We start from the raw sequence: 14,721 nt of genomic DNA, 5'->3' as shown, positions 1-14,721 counted from the left end.
GCTCACCTCATGCCTTGGGAGTGGGAGAAGGCGCCGCGCCCTTCGCCCCCCTCTGCTCGGGGAACACCGGCTCCGGGCGGCAGCGGCAGCGGGCGCGCGCGCCGGCATGGCCGCCGATGGGCTCCCGCTCCCACTGGAAAACGTGGCCGTCATTGTTGGCGCAGCGCTCGCAGGTACCTTCGTCCCGCACCGCGCGCCAGATATAGCCGCTGCTCCCCTCCGCAAGGGCGGCATCCCGCACGGCGGCAAAGGCGCCCTGGGCGGCCTCCGCGTCCGCCACGCCCGCCGAGCAGGTGAGCCCGGCCGGAACCTTGCGGCGGCACGTGGGGCACTTCTCTTCCTTCAGGCCGAGCCTGCGGCCGCAGAAGGGACAGTTGCGCGAATAATAGGGCAGCGGCTGGGGCGGGGCATCGGGGCGGCGCTCCGGCCTGGGGCGCTCGGCGAGGCCGCGCCGGAGCAGCAGGACGCCGAGGGCGATGATGACGAGCCCGAGAAAGCCCACGGCCACGGCGGGAGCAAAGTCGAGCGCAAGCTCGCCGGAAAAGAAGCCGGCAACGGCGAGGGCGCCGCCCACGGCCAGAAAGACCGCCGCGGCTGCCATGCGGGAACGGTAGTGCATGCGCCTCCTTCTCGTGGGCGCACTTTCCGCCATGCCTGCACAAAAGTCAATGCGGGGCCGGTTGGAGACCCCGACGCGGAGCCCGTGGCCGGTCCGCGCCTTTACTTTTTCGCGGCTTCCGGCTAGCGTTTCCTTTTACGCCGACGCGGAAAACGCGGCGGCTCAAGGAGGCGTCATGGCCCGTGAAGTGCGGTTCACCAAGATGCAGGGCATCGGCAACGACTATGTTTATATCAATGGATTCGAGCAGGAAGTCGCCAATCCCGGCGAGCTTGCGAAGCAGATAAGCGACCGGCACTTCGGCGTGGGCTCGGACGGTCTCGTGCTCATCCTGCCCTCGGCCACTGCCGACCTTCGGATGCGCATGTTCAACGCCGACGGCACCGAGGCCGAAATGTGCGGCAACGCCACGCGCTGCGTGGGCAAGTTCGCCTATGACCGCGGCCTGATTAAAAAGGAAATCATCCGCCTCGAGACCGCGGCCGGCGAGAAGATCATCCGCCTCAAGTTCGAGGGCGGCACGGTCTGCGGCGCCAAGGTGGACATGGGCGAGCCCATCCTCGTGCCGAGCCGCATCCCGGTGGAGCTCGCGCCGGTGCTCAGCGTGGACGAGGAAGACCGCCGCTGCATCGCCCACCCCATCCAAGTGGATGGCCGCACCTACGCGGTGACGGCGGTCTCCATGGGCAACCCGCACGCCGTGGTCTTCATGCGCGGCATCGACGACCTCGACCTGCCGGCGCTGGGGCCGCTCTTCGAGCATCACCACCTCTTCCCCAAACGCACCAACACCGAATTTGTGGAAGTGCTCTCCACCACCAGGATCCGCATGCGCGTGTGGGAGCGCGGCGCCGGCGAAACGCTGGCCTGCGGCACCGGCGCCTGCGCGGCGGCCGTTGCCTGTATCCTCAACGGCTACACGGGCCGCTCCGTGGATGTGGAACTCAAGGGCGGCGTGCTCCATGTGGACTGGGACGAGGCCAACAACCATGTCTATATGTCCGGCCCGGCTGTGACGGTCTTTGACGGCGTGTATTATCTGTAAGCGCCCCCACGGGGCGCACCTGACCGAATGGGCGGACGCGTGGCGGCCGCCCCTCTCATCTGTACGAGTCTGTACAACAGCCCAAGCGGCATTAACTCTCCCCCAACGCGGCAGCGCCGCAGCAAGCGAGGCTTCCATGACCAGGGTGAACCCCAACTTCCTCAAGATCCAGCGCAACTACCTCTTCGCCGACATCGCGCGCAAGGTGGCCGACTACAAGGACAGCCATCCCGACGCCCGCGTCATCAGCCTCGGCATCGGCGACGTGACCCGGCCCCTCGTGCCCGCCGTCGTCAACGCCCTGCACGAGGCCGTGGACGACATGGGCGACGCCGCGCGCTTCCACGGCTACGGGCCCGAGCAGGGCTATGCCTTTTTGCGCGACCTCATCATGGAATACGACTACAAGGCGCATGGCGTGGACATCAAGCCGGACGAGATCTTCGTCAGCGACGGCGCCAAGTCCGACGTGGGCAATTTCCAGGAGCTTTTCGCGCCGGACAGCGTGGTGGCCGTGACCGACCCGGTCTACCCTGTCTATGTGGACTCCAACGTCATGGCCGGCCGCGCGGGCGACTGGAAGGACCACCACTGGAGCCGCATCATCTACCTGCCCTGCACGCGCGAGAACGACTTTGTACCCGCCTATCCCGAGACGCGGCCGGACATCATCTATCTCTGCTATCCCAACAACCCCACGGGCACGGTGCTCAAGCGCGCCCAGCTCCAGGGCTGGGTGGACTACGCGCGCGAGCACGGCTGCGTCATTCTCTTCGACTCGGCCTACGAGGCCTATATCCAGGACGCGGACGTGCCGCACAGCATCTTCGAGCTCGAGGGCGCGCGCGACGTGGCCGTGGAGTTCCGCAGCTTCTCCAAGACAGCCGGCTTCACGGGCCTGCGCTGCGCCTATACCGTCATCCCCGAAAGCCTCATGGTGGACGACGGCAAGGGCGGGCGCGTGGCGCTCAACGGCTTCTGGAACCGCCGCCAGTGCACCAAGTACAACGGCTGCCCCTACATCGTGCAGAAGGCCGCCGCCGCCGTGTACAGCGAGAACGGCCGGCGCGAGGTGCGCGACGTGATCAGGGGCTACCAGCGCAACGCGGCCCTCTTGCGCGAGGCCGTGGCCGGCATGGGGCTTCCCGTGTTCGGCGGCGTGAACGCGCCCTACATCTGGGTGGGCGTGCCCAAGGGCATGGATTCCTGGGGCTTTTTCGAGCGGCTGCTCAACGAGGCGGCGCTCGTCTGCACGCCGGGCGTGGGCTTCGGCGCCAGCGGCGAGGGCTATGTGCGCCTCACCGCCTTCGGCTCGCCCTCGGATACCGAAGAAGCCATCGCGCGCCTCACCAAGCTCGCCTGAACATCCGGCAGCACAACGAGGAAAACATGAGCAAGAAAACCGAAACGGCAAAGGCCAAGGCCCCGGCCGAGCTTACGCCCCGCGAAAAGCTCGACGCCATGGTGGAGCGCGTGCGCGCCGCCCAGGCCAAGTTCGCCCAGTATGACCAGAAGCAGGTGGACGAGATCTTCCAGCACGCGGCCGCGGTGGCGACCTCCAAGCGCATCGGGCTCGCCAAGATGGCCGTGGCCGAGACCGGCATGGGCATCGTGGAAGACAAGGTCATCAAGAACCACTTTGCTTCCGAATACATCTACAACAAGTACAAGGACAGCAAGACCTGCGGCGTCATCGAGGACGACCCGGTCTCCGGCTACCGCGAAATCGCGGCGCCGCTGGGGCTGGTGGCCGGCATCGTGCCCACCACCAACCCCACGTCCACGGCTATCTTCAAGGCCCTGCTGGCGCTGAAGACGCGCAACGGCATCATCTTTTCGCCGCACCCCCGCGCCAAAAAGAGCACCCGCGAGGCGGCCATGACCATCCTGCGCGCCGCCGTGGAGGCCGGGGCCCCCGAGGGCATCATCGACTGCATCGAGGAGCCCACGCCCGAGCTCACCCAGGCGCTCATGAGCCATCCGCACATCAACCTCATCCTCGCCACGGGCGGCCCGGGCATGGTGCACGCGGCCTACAGCTCCGGCACGCCGGCCATCGGCGTGGGCGCGGGCAACACCCCGGTCATCATCGACGCCACGGCCGACATCAAGATGGCGGTCAATTCCATCCTCCTCAGCAAGACCTTTGACAACGGCATGATCTGCGCCTCGGAGCAGACCGTGGTGGCCGAGGCCCCGGTGGCCGACGCCGTGCGCGAGGAATTCATCCGCCGCGGCGCCTTTTTCGCCGACAAGGAAGATGCCGAGAAGCTCGCGAAAACCATCTTCGTCAACGGCGCCCTCAACAGCGCCATCGTGGGCCAGTCGGCCGAGCGCATCGCCGAGATGGCGGGCATCACCGTGCCCGAGGGCACCAAGGTGCTCATGGCCGAGCGCGACGAAGTGCGCGCCGACGACCCCTTCGCGCATGAAAAGCTCTCGCCCGTGCTCGGCTTCTACCGCCGCCCGGACTACGCGGCCTGCCTCGCCACGGCCGAGGAGCTGGTGGAGCTGGGCGGCGCGGGGCATACCTCTGTGCTCTACACCCGCGAGACCAATGACGCCCGCATCCGCGCCTTCGAGGACACCATGACCACGGGCCGCACGCTCGTGAACATGCCGGCGGCCCAGGGCGCCATCGGCGATGTCTACAATTTCCGCGTGGCGCCTTCCCTCACCTTGGGCTGCGGCAGCTGGGGCGGCAATTCCGTGAGCGAAAACATCGGGGTGAAGCACCTCATGAATGTCAAGACCGTGGCCGCGCGCCGCGAAAACATGCTCTGGTTCCGCGTGCCCTCCAAGATCTACTTCAAGCTCGGGGCGCTCAAGCCGGCGCTGGAGGAGCTTTCCGACCGCCGCCGCGCCTGCATCATCACCGACGAGACCATGGTCAAGCTGGGGCACGTCCACAAGGTGCAGGAAGTGCTGGAAAACATGGGCATGGACGTGCGCGTGTTCTCGGGCGTGCTCCCAGACCCGGACATCGACACCGCGCGCAAGGCGCTCGACATGGTCAACGCCTTCCAGCCCGACCTCTTCATCGCCCTCGGCGGCGGCTCGCCCATGGACGCGGCCAAGATCATCTGGCTGCTCTACGAAAAGCCGGACATCCGCTTCGAGGACATCGCCCTGCGCTTCATGGACATCAGGAAGCGCGTGGTCTCCTTCCCCGAGCTCGGCAAGAAGGCGCTCATGGTGGCTATCCCCACCACTTCGGGCACGGGCTCGGAGGTCACGCCCTTCGCGGTCATCACGGACAACAAGACCGGCGTCAAGTACCCGGTGGCCGACTACGCGCTCACGCCGGACATGGCCATCGTGGACCCGGAATTCGTCATGGACCTCCCGCCCTCGCTCATCGCCAACGCGGGGCTGGACGTGCTGACCCACGCCATCGAGGCCTATACCTCGACGCTCGCGACCAACTTCGCGGACGGGCAGGCCATGGAGGCCATCCGCCTCGTCTTCAAGTACCTGCGCAAATCCTACGAGGGCGGGGAGGACAGGCTGGTGCCGCGCGAGAAGATCCACTACGCGGCCACCATGGCCGGCATGGCCTTCGCCAACGCCTTCCTTGGCATCTGCCATTCGCTGGCGCACACCCTGGGCTCGTATTTCCACCTGCCCCACGGCCTCGCCAACGCCATCATGCTGTCCTATGTCATCGAGTACAACGCCACGGACACGCCCACCAAGCAGGGCATGCTGCCGCAGTACAAGTACCCCTGGGTGAAGGGGCGCTACGCGCGCATCGCCGACATGCTGCACCTCGCCGACGACGTGGAGGGCGACGGCCCCGAGGCCCGCGCGGAAAAGACAGCGCGCCTCGTGCGGGCCATCGAGCAGCTCAAGCGCGACCTCAAGATCCCCAAGTCGCTGCGCGACGCGGGCATCGCCGAGGCCGACTTCCTCGCCAAGCTCGACGAGATGTCCGAGCATGCCTTCGACGACCAGTGCACGGTGTCGAACCCGCGCTATCCGCTCATTTCCGAGCTCAAGGAACTCTACCGCAAGGCCTATTACGGCGAACCGCTCAAGGCCGAGCTGACGAAAAACTAGCGCGCTTCCTGGCGGCGCGTCCTCCCGCCGGGGGCGCGCCGCCCGCCGTGAGCGCGCGGAGGCATCATGTCCTTTCTCTCCTGGCTGGAACGCCTCTTCGTGCCCTCCCGGCCTTCGGAAAACGAGCCCGAGGGCGCGGTGGAACTGGAGCCGCAGCACTCGCCCTTTGAGTGGAACCAGAACATGCGCATCGTCACGGCCATCGTCGTGACCTTCATCTCGGCCTGCGTCATGTGGTGGATAGTGGGATGAGCGGCCTCTGGCGGCTCACCGTGCGCGAGGAATTCGCCGCCGCGCACGCGCTCAGGCACTACCGGGGCAAGTGCGAGAACCCGCACGGCCACAATTTCGGCGTGGAGCTGTGCGTGGAAGGGACGGAACTGGCCCCGGACACTGAGATATTGCTGGATTTTGGCACGCTCAAGGGAGTGCTGCGGGCGTCCCTGGCCGGGCTCGACCACCGCATGCTCAACGAAACGCCGCCCTTTGACGCGCGCAACCCCTCCTCGGAGAACCTGGCGCGGCACATCTTCCGCGACGTGGCGGCGCGGCTGGCGGCAAGCGATGACCCGCAGGCCGCCAACGTGCGCCTTGTAAGCGTGAGCGTGAGCGAGCGCGCGAGCCAGAGCGCCACCTATATGGATGGATAAGCCCTCCTCCGCATTGCCAAGCTTCCCATGGCGAAGTCCCTCTGCATCCTCCACGCCAACTGCCAGGGCGACGCGTTGCGGCCGCTGTTGGAGAACACGCCGGCCTTCGCGCGGCTGTTCGAGATACGGCAGCTTTGCAATTACACGCGCGAGGAAGTGGCGGACAAGGACCTCGCCGCCTGCGGGCTCTTCCTGCACCAGCGGCTCGCCCCGCGCTGGGGGGAAATCGCCACCGAGCGCCTGCTGCCCCGCCTCGGGCCGCAGGCCCAGGCCATCATCCTGCCCAACCTCTTTTTCAAGGGCTACTGGCCCTTCTGGACGAACGCCTTTCAGGGCATCGACTTCGCCGACAGCCTGCTGGAAAAGCTGCTCGGAGCAGGCCTTTCCCCGGAGGACGCCCTGCGCCTCTACCTCAAGGGCGACCCGGCGCTGCTGGGCGATGTGGAGGCCGTGGCCGAGGAGTCCCTCGCCCGCGAAGAAGCCAAGGAAGCGGACGCCCCCATCCGCACGGCCCACATCCTGCGCGAGCGCTGGCGCGAGGAGCAGTTGTTTCTCACGGTGAACCACCCGGGCAACGCGCTGCTCTTCCATGTGGCGGAGGAGTTGCTGCGCCTGCTCGGCCTCGGGCCGCTGCCCGCGAGCGTGCGCGCCGCCTATGCGCACCCGCAGGCGGAATTCTGGCTGCCCCTGCACCCGGCCCTGGGTCCGCAGCTGGGGCTCGCCTTTGCAAACCGGGAGCGCCGCTACCCGGTGTTCGGCGCGAGCCTCACGCACCAGGAATATACCGCCGCCTATCTCTCCTGCCGGGCGCACGGCGTCAAGAACCTTGTGGGTTTCTTGCGCGGCATGGGCGAGGACGCGGCGGCTGCGGCAGGAGAGAAGCCGGCATTGCCTGCGAAAGACGCTTGACATAGACTCATACCGGCGCGGGACCTGACTCGCGCCCGCACAGCACTCACACCGGCAAAGGAGACCGCCATGAACGTCCTGCTCGTCAACGGAAGCCCGCACCCCAAGGGCAGCACCTGGACCGCCCTCAACGAAGTGGCGAAGCAACTGGAAAAGCACGGCATCGACACAACGATCATGCAGGTGGGCAGCAAGGCCGTGCGCGGCTGTATCGCCTGCGGCAAGTGCCGCGACACCGGCTATTGCATCTTCAAGGACGACCCGGTGAACGAGGGCATCGACCTTCTGCGCGCTGCCGACGGCCTGGTGGTGGGCTCGCCCGTGTACTACGCCGGGCCCAACGCCACGGTCTGCGCCTTTCTCGACCGTGTGTTCTTCCTCAAGTCCGCGCCCTATGCCTTCAAGCCCGCCGCCTGCGTGGTCAGCTGCCGCCGCGGCGGCGCCAGCGCCTCCTTCGACCGCCTGAACAAGTATTTCACCATCGCGCGCATGCCCGTGGTGGCCTCGCAATACTGGAACTCCGTGCACGGCAACATGCCGGAGGAGACCGTGCAGGATCTCGAGGGCCTCCAGACCATGCGCACCCTCGGCGACAACATGGCGTGGCTCCTCAAGTGCATCGCCGCCGGCAAGGCGGCGGGCGTGGAGCCGCCCACGCCCGAGCCCTGGGTGGCGACCAACTTCATCCGCTGAGGGCGCGGCGCAAGCCGTCCCTCCGGCAGGAAAAAAGCCCGGCCTTTTCGTGACGGCCGGGCTTTTTTCACTTTCAACTCTTTTGCGACGCGTACTTGCGGCCTAGGGCTCGCCGGCCACGTCGGCGGCAAGGGCCGCGCCAAGCTCGCGGGCGCGCCGGCAGTCGATGGGGAATTCCATCTCGCGCTGGCGGGCCTTTTCCGCCTCGGAGAAGACCTCCATCTTGTACTTGGAATAGTCCTTGAACTGGTAGGTGTCGCACACATAGAGCCTGCGCGGCTCGTGGCCGAAGCAGCGGCCCACGAAGGACTCCATGGGCGCGAGCCGCTCGGGGTACTGCATGCGCTCCATGCGGTCGTGCGGCACGTTCATGGTGTAGACAAAGGCCGTGCGCAGCTTCTTGGGCGCGAGCGAGCTGTAATCCTTGTCATAGACGAAGAGCGGGAAGAGCAGGCGCTCGAGGAAGCAGCGCATCATGCCCGTGATGTCGCTGAAATAGATGGGCGAGGCGATGACGAGCGCATCCGCCTCAAGGATGTTGGGGAGCAGCGGCCCGAGCTGGTCCTTGATGGCGCAGCGCCCATAGGAAGGCCCGCCCAGGCGCTTGCACTCGAAGCAGCTCACACAGCCCTTGTAACTCAAGCTGTAGAGGTCGATCTTTTCCGTGAGCGCGTCGTCCCGGCTTTCGGCAAAGCCGTCGAGCACATTCTGGAGGATGGTGCCCGTGTTCCAGTTGCTGCGCGGGCTGCCGTTGATGCCATAGATCTGCATGTCTGCCTCCTTGGGATGATGGCGGCTTCCAGTATCCCCGTAAACCGGCCCGCTGTAAAGGGCGGAGGGGGCGCTGCGCCCCTCCCCTTGGGCCGCGCACTTGCGGCTTGACCGCGGGGCCTCCACAACGTAAAAAAGGCTGTTTGCCCACCTGCGCGGCGCCCTCGGGCGCCCGCGCGTTCCTCATCGCAGGAGATTTCATGCCCAAGCGTACGGACCTTCACAAGATCCTCGTCATCGGCGCGGGCCCGATCATCATCGGCCAGGGCTGCGAGTTCGACTATTCCGGCTCGCAGGCCGTCAAGGCCCTCAAGGAGGAGGGGTACGAGGTCGTCCTCGTCAACTCCAACCCGGCCACCATCATGACCGACCCGCAAATGGCCGACGCCACCTATGTGGAACCCATCGAGCACGACACGCTCGCCGCGGTCATCCGCAAGGAACGGCCGGACGCGCTGCTCCCCACCCTCGGCGGGCAGACGGCATTGAACGCCGCTCTTGAGCTGTTCAAGAGCGGCGTTTTGGCGGAATACGGGGTGGAGATCATCGGCGCGCGCGCCGAGGTCATCGAAAAGGCCGAGAGCCGCGAGCTCTTCAGCAAGGCCATGGAAAACATCGGCCTCAAGATGCCGGCGAGCGGCATCGCCCACAACATGGACGAGGTGCGAGAGCTCGGCAACACCCTGCCCTTCCCGCTCATCGTGCGCCCGGCCTTCACCCTCGGCGGCACGGGCGGCGGCGTGGCCTACAACCTCGAGGATCTTGAGGTCATCGCGGCGCGCGGCCTTTCCGCCAGCCCCACCTCGGAGGTCATGATCGAGCAGAGCGTGCTCGGCTGGAAAGAGATCGAGATGGAGGTCATGCGCGACAAGAAGGACAACTGCGTCGTCATCTGCTCCATCGAGAATTTCGACCCCATGGGCGTGCACACGGGCGACTCCATCACCGTGGCCCCGGTGCAGACCCTCTCCGACGCCGAATACCAGAAGGTGCGCGACGCCTCCATCGCCATCATGCGCGAGATCGGCGTGGAAACGGGCGGCAGCAACGTGCAGTTCGGCATCAATCCCGTGGACGGGGATATGGTGGTCATCGAGATGAACCCCCGCGTGTCGCGCTCCTCGGCGCTGGCCTCCAAGGCCACGGGCTTTCCCATCGCCAAGATCGCGGCCAAGCTCGCCGTGGGCTACACGCTGGACGAGCTCGCCAACGACATCACCCGCGAGACCGTGGCGAGCTTCGAGCCGGCCATCGACTACGTGGTGCTCAAGGTGCCGCGCTTCACCTTTGAGAAATTCCCCGGCGCCAAGGACGAGCTCACCACCTCCATGAAGAGCGTGGGCGAGGCCATGAGCATCGGCCGCACCTTCAAGGAGGCGCTGCAAAAGGGCCTGCGCTCCATGGAGATCGGCGCGCCGGGCCTCGGCTGGAACTTCCGCGCCGAGCTTGCGCCGGTGGACGAAATCATGGAGAAGCTGCGCACGCCCAATTCGCGCCGCATCTTCTACCTGCGCCAGGCGCTCCTCGCGGGCGTGAGCGAGGAGGACATCTTCGCCGCCTCGGCCATCGACCCCTGGTTCATCCGCCAGCTCAAGGATATTGTCGACATGGAGGCCAAGATCCGCGATTTCGGCCTCGCCAACGACATGACGCCGGGCAACCCGGAACTTGGCGAAATTCTCCGGCTCGCCAAGGAATACGGCTTTTCCGACCGCCAGCTCGCCGAAATGTGGAAGCGCCCCGAGGCGGACATCCGCCGCCTGCGCAAGGAATTCGGCATCCTGCCCACCTATTATCTCGTGGACACCTGCGCGGCCGAGTTCGAGGCCTACACCCCCTATTTCTACTCCACCTACGAGACCGGCGACGAGATGCAGGTGAGCGACCGCCGCAAGGTGCTCATCCTCGGCGGCGGCCCCAACCGCATCGGCCAGGGCATCGAGTTCGACTACTGCTGCTGCCACGCCTCTTTCGCGCTGCGCGACGCGGGCATCATGGCCATCATGGTCAATTCCAATCCCGAGACCGTCTCCACGGACTATGACACGTCCGACCGGCTCTATTTCGAGCCGCTCACCTTCGAGGACGTGATGAACATCGTGGAGAAGGAAAAGCCCGAGGGCGTCATCGTCCAGTTCGGCGGCCAGACGCCGCTGAACCTGGCCGTGCCGCTCATGCGCGCGGGCGTGCCCATCCTCGGCACCTCGCCGGACGCCATCGACCGCGCCGAGGACCGCGAGCGCTTCCAGGCGCTCATCGAGAAGCTCGGGCTGCTCCAGCCGCCCAACGGCACGGCCATGGACCTCGAGCAGGCGCTGGAAGTGGCCGAGCGCATCACCTACCCTGTGGTGGTGCGGCCGAGCTATGTGCTCGGCGGCCGGGCCATGGCCGTGGTGTACGACGCCGCGGAGCTCACCGACTATTTCCGCGAGCAAGTGCCGGAAAAGCCCGAGCACCCCATCCTCATCGACAAGTTCCTCGAGCACGCCATCGAGGTGGACGTGGACGCCCTCTCGGACGGCAACGAGGTCTATATTGCCGGCATCATGGAGCATATCGAGGAGGCGGGCATCCACTCGGGCGACTCGGCCTGCGTGCTCCCCTCCTTCTCGCTCTCCTACGACCACGTCGCCAACATCGCCGCCCAGGCCGAGGCGCTGGCCCGGGAGCTCAAGGTGGTGGGCCTCATGAACATCCAGTTCGCCATCAAGGGGGACGACATCTATATCCTGGAGGTCAATCCCCGCGCCTCGCGCACCGCGCCCTTCGTCTCCAAGGCCACGGGCGTGCCGCTCCCCTATCTCGCCACGCAGGTCATGCTCGGGAAGACGCTGGACGAGCTCGACCCCTGGAGCCTCAGGCGCGGCGGCTTCACCTGCGTCAAGGAAGCGGTGATGCCCTTCCAGCGCTTCCCGGGGGTGGATATCATCCTCGGGCCCGAGATGCACTCCACGGGCGAGGTCATGGGCATGGGCGCGGACTTCGCCGAGGCCTTCCTCAAGAGCCAGATAGCGGCCGGGCAAAGGCCCCCGCGCTCGGGCAAGGTCTTCCTCTCGGTCAATGACCGCGACAAGCCCTATGTGGCCGACGTGGCGGCGTTGTTCGCGGACCTCGGCTTCCACCTGCTCGCCACGCGCGGCACCGCGAAAGTGCTGCGCGAGCGCGGCCTTGAGGTGGAGGAAGTGCGCAAGGTCTACGAGGGGCGGCCCAATATCGTGGACCTCATCATCAACCATGAGGTCGCGCTCGTCATCAACACGGCCTCGGGCAAGAACACGGCCAAGGATTCCAAGGCCATCCGCCGCGCGGCCCTGACGTGGAAGGTGCCCTACTGCACCACCCTCGCCGCGGCCCGGGCCACGGCCACGGCGCTGGCCGCCGGGCGCGACGTGACCCATGTGGAAACCCTTCAGGAATACTATGCGCGGGATGCGCGGGGGCAGGAATGAAAGCGGTGCTGGTGCTGGAAGACGGCTTCGCGCTGGAGGGGCAGTCCTTCACGGGCGATTTTGAGACGGGCGGTGAGGTCATCTTCACCACGGGCATGACCGGCTACCAGGAGGTGCTCACCGACCCCTCCTATACCGGGCAGATGGTCTGCATGACTTACCCGCTCATGGGCAATTACGGCATCACCGCCGAAGACATGGAATCCGCCGGCATCCACGCCGAGGCCTTCCTCGTCAAGGAATGCTGCAAGCAGCCCTCCAACTGGCGCTCCACCATGTCCCTGCCGGACTTTCTCATGCAGCACGGCACGCCGGGCGTGGAGGGGCTGGACACGCGCGCGCTCACGCGGCACCTGCGCCTCAACGGCGCCATGCGCGGCATCATCTCCACGCGCGAGAAAGACAAGGAGGCCCTGCGCCAAAAGGCGCTCGGCCTGCCCACCATGAAGGGCCGCAACCTCGTGCCCCGCGTGGCCGCCACCGGGCCTTATGCCTGGTATGACAACGCGCCGCAGCACGCGAGCCTCGGCGCCGACGGCTCCTATGCCTGGCGCGGCACGGGGCTTCCGCTCATCGTCTATGACTATGGCATCAAGTGGAACATCCTTAGGCACCTCGTGGCCGCGGGCTTCGAGCCGCTGGCCGTGCCGCCGGGCTTCAGCCCCCAGGCCGTGCGGGCCACGGGGGCGCGGGCGGTCTTTCTCTCCAACGGCCCCGGCGACCCGGCCACCCTCGGGGAGGAGATCGGCATCGTGCGCGAGCTCTGCCGCGACATGCCGGTGACGGGCATCTGCCTCGGGCACCAGATCATCGGCCACGCGCTCGGCGCGCATACGGAAAAGCTCAAGTTCGGCCACCACGGCTGCAATCACCCGGTCAAGGACCTGACCACGGGCAAGATCGAGATCTCGTCCCAGAACCACGGCTTCCATGTGGTGCTGGACGGCGTGGCCGACGTGGAGGCCACGCACGTCAACCTCAACGACCACACCCTCGAGGGCCTCAGGCACAAAAAGCTCCCCATCATGAGCCTGCAATACCACCCCGAGGCCGCGGCCGGCCCGCGCGACGGCAACCACCTTTTCCACCGCTTCCGGGAGATGATCGGCAAGGCCACGGGCAACTGAGGCACCGGGCCAAGGGCCGGGGCTTTACAGCCGCCGCCGGCATGGTCTAGACTTCGGGCTCACGGAAAGCACACTGACATTCCGCACACAAGCGGCAACCCCCCGGGGTTGCCGCTTGCTTTGCGCCAGAGAAAATACGGGCCCCGGCTCCCGGGCGCCCTCAACCTTTGCGAGGCAAGCATGGATGTTTTCGACCAGGCCACGGAACTGGAACGCATGGACAGGGAATCCGCCCTCGTGCGGGCGCGCGCATCCATGGACCGGGGCGGCCCGGAGTGGATAGACGGCGTGGCCTGCTGCCGGGAATGCGGCGAGCCCATCCCGCAGAAGCGGCTCGACGCGTTGCCGGGCGTGGGCTTGTGCCGCGCCTGCCAGGAGGAGCGCGAACAGGGGATGCACTAGGGCGACGAGGGCGGCCTCCCCGACACGCGAGGCCGGGCGCGTCCCTTGCGCCCACCCCTAAAGGAATGCGCGTTCCCGCCGATAAGACGCGGAGAAGGAGTACCTCCATGCCGCGATTCCCCCACATCCTCTCCGCATTGCTCATGCTGGCCCTGTGCCTTGCCGCGTGTCAGGCGCCGGCCGCCACCTCCATGGACATGACCGGCTATGACGCCGGGCCGGCCATCATCACGCCGCCCACCCGGCAAAACCCGGTGCAATTGCCGCCGCAGCTCCCGGCCTATCTGCCCAACGGCGCCGTCAACCTCGACGAGGCCTGGATCGAGGACGGCGGCGCGCGCCTCTATTGGAACACCCTGCTCATCCCGCGCCAGCTCAAAATGGCCGGCGCCACCTGGGTGGACCCGGCGCTGGTGCCGCCGCTCTTCCCGCCGCAGCAGGCCAAGCAGCCGCGCAAGCGCTGGCGTGCGCCCCGCAAGGCGGCGCCCAAGGCCGTGACCACCGTCAAGGTGCCCGAGGGCGTGGGCTCCACGGCGCTTATCTGCGTACCCGCGGCGCCCGGCGTCCTCCCGCTCACCGAGGGCCAGGCGCCAGTGGCCCAGACGCCGCACCCCCAGACGCCCGTGAGCCCCGCACCCGCGGCGCCCGCCGCCCCGGCCGAGCCCGTCAAGGCGGTGCAGGCCACGCCGACAGCCCCGGCCGCGCCCAAGGTGCCCGCGGCCCAGGCCCCGACGGAGCCTGTGCCCATCCCGCCGCTCCAGTAAGTTCGGGCCAAGACGGGCATTTTTGAGGGCTGCCGGCGGCCCGCCGCGTTTTTTGGCGGCCTTCCCGGCGGCCCTTCCTGTCCGGGCTTCGCAACTCCTCCAGTGCGCCCCGAAAACGGGCGCCTGAAAGGATTGCCGCCCCGGAGCCGGCGGCTGTTTTCCCTCCCCGCATCCCCGCCGGTACGGACCCGCGCTTGACGCGGGGCCTTTCGCCGTGTATGTAGCCACATTCG

General features: G+C 67.0%; 13 protein-coding genes. 11 read left to right on the top strand and 2 right to left on the bottom strand.

The annotated features are described in order from the left end of the window. Window positions 1-7 precede the first annotated feature (7 nt). Entirely contained in the window at window positions 8-619 is a 612-nt protein-coding gene (locus G7Y54_RS00510; protein ID WP_165075398.1) for a phage minor head protein, read from the bottom strand. Window positions 620-794: 175 nt separating this feature from the next. On the opposite strand from G7Y54_RS00510, the gene dapF reads away from it, so the two are divergent. The 7 genes from dapF (at window position 795) to G7Y54_RS00475 (ending at window position 7,975) form a co-directional block, all read left to right on the top strand. Beyond that, complete coding sequence (gene dapF, locus G7Y54_RS00505; RefSeq protein ID WP_165075395.1) at window positions 795-1,664, top strand: diaminopimelate epimerase; 870 nt, start codon at window positions 795-797, stop codon at window positions 1,662-1,664. 136 nt (window positions 1,665-1,800) lie between these two features. Further along, entirely contained in the window at window positions 1,801-3,027 is a 1,227-nt protein-coding gene (locus G7Y54_RS00500) for an LL-diaminopimelate aminotransferase (protein WP_165075392.1), read from the top strand. 26 nt (window positions 3,028-3,053) lie between these two features. After that, window positions 3,054-5,723 carry a bifunctional acetaldehyde-CoA/alcohol dehydrogenase gene (gene adhE, locus G7Y54_RS00495; protein ID WP_165075388.1) on the top strand — a complete coding sequence of 890 codons (2,670 nt, stop codon included), beginning with the start codon at window positions 3,054-3,056 and terminating at the stop codon, window positions 5,721-5,723. 66 nt (window positions 5,724-5,789) lie between these two features. Then, a complete protein-coding gene (locus G7Y54_RS00490) occupies window positions 5,790-5,975 on the top strand; it encodes a hypothetical protein (RefSeq protein ID WP_165075385.1) in 186 nt (61 codons plus the stop codon). Then, complete coding sequence (locus G7Y54_RS00485; RefSeq protein ID WP_165075382.1) at window positions 5,972-6,373, top strand: 6-carboxytetrahydropterin synthase; 402 nt, start codon at window positions 5,972-5,974, stop codon at window positions 6,371-6,373. Before G7Y54_RS00490 ends, G7Y54_RS00485 begins: the two co-directional genes overlap by 4 nt. Before the next feature lie 27 nt (window positions 6,374-6,400). Then, entirely contained in the window at window positions 6,401-7,282 is an 882-nt protein-coding gene (locus G7Y54_RS00480) for a WcbI family polysaccharide biosynthesis putative acetyltransferase (RefSeq protein ID WP_165075379.1), read from the top strand. Between the two features lie 69 nt (window positions 7,283-7,351). Beyond that, entirely contained in the window at window positions 7,352-7,975 is a 624-nt protein-coding gene (locus G7Y54_RS00475) for a flavodoxin family protein (protein WP_165075376.1), read from the top strand. 102 nt (window positions 7,976-8,077) lie between these two features. Here the strand turns inward: G7Y54_RS00475 and G7Y54_RS00470 are convergent, their stop codons facing one another. Next, the gene (locus G7Y54_RS00470; RefSeq protein WP_165075372.1) at window positions 8,078-8,746 is read right to left on the bottom strand and encodes an NAD(P)H-dependent oxidoreductase; all 669 of its coding nucleotides are present in this window, start codon (window positions 8,744-8,746) and stop codon (window positions 8,078-8,080) included. A 200-nt stretch (window positions 8,747-8,946) separates the two neighbouring features. Between G7Y54_RS00470 and carB the strand changes: the two genes are divergently transcribed. The 4 genes from carB (at window position 8,947) to G7Y54_RS00450 (ending at window position 14,488) form a co-directional block, all read left to right on the top strand. Next, the gene (gene carB, locus G7Y54_RS00465) at window positions 8,947-12,195 is read left to right on the top strand and encodes a carbamoyl-phosphate synthase large subunit (protein ID WP_165075368.1); all 3,249 of its coding nucleotides are present in this window, start codon (window positions 8,947-8,949) and stop codon (window positions 12,193-12,195) included. After that, window positions 12,192-13,322: a glutamine-hydrolyzing carbamoyl-phosphate synthase small subunit gene (carA, locus tag G7Y54_RS00460; RefSeq protein WP_165075343.1), complete on the top strand. Its 1,131-nt coding sequence runs from the start codon at window positions 12,192-12,194 to the stop codon at window positions 13,320-13,322. The genes carB and carA overlap by 4 nt, the downstream gene beginning before the upstream one ends. Window positions 13,323-13,502: 180 nt before the next feature. Continuing rightward, window positions 13,503-13,724 carry a TraR/DksA family transcriptional regulator gene (locus G7Y54_RS00455; RefSeq protein ID WP_165075315.1) on the top strand — a complete coding sequence of 74 codons (222 nt, stop codon included), beginning with the start codon at window positions 13,503-13,505 and terminating at the stop codon, window positions 13,722-13,724. Window positions 13,725-13,831: 107 nt separating this feature from the next. Next, on the top strand, window positions 13,832-14,488 hold the full coding sequence (locus G7Y54_RS00450; protein WP_165075311.1) for a hypothetical protein: 657 nt from the start codon (window positions 13,832-13,834) through the stop codon (window positions 14,486-14,488). The last annotated feature ends 233 nt before the right edge of the window (window positions 14,489-14,721 follow it).

It is taken from the genome of Desulfovibrio sp. ZJ746, from assembly GCF_011039155.1.
Lineage (GTDB): Bacteria > Desulfobacterota > Desulfovibrionia > Desulfovibrionales > Desulfovibrionaceae > Desulfovibrio.
The sequence above is the reverse complement of the archived record's forward strand: the minus strand, read 5'-3'. Positions and strand labels throughout refer to the sequence as shown.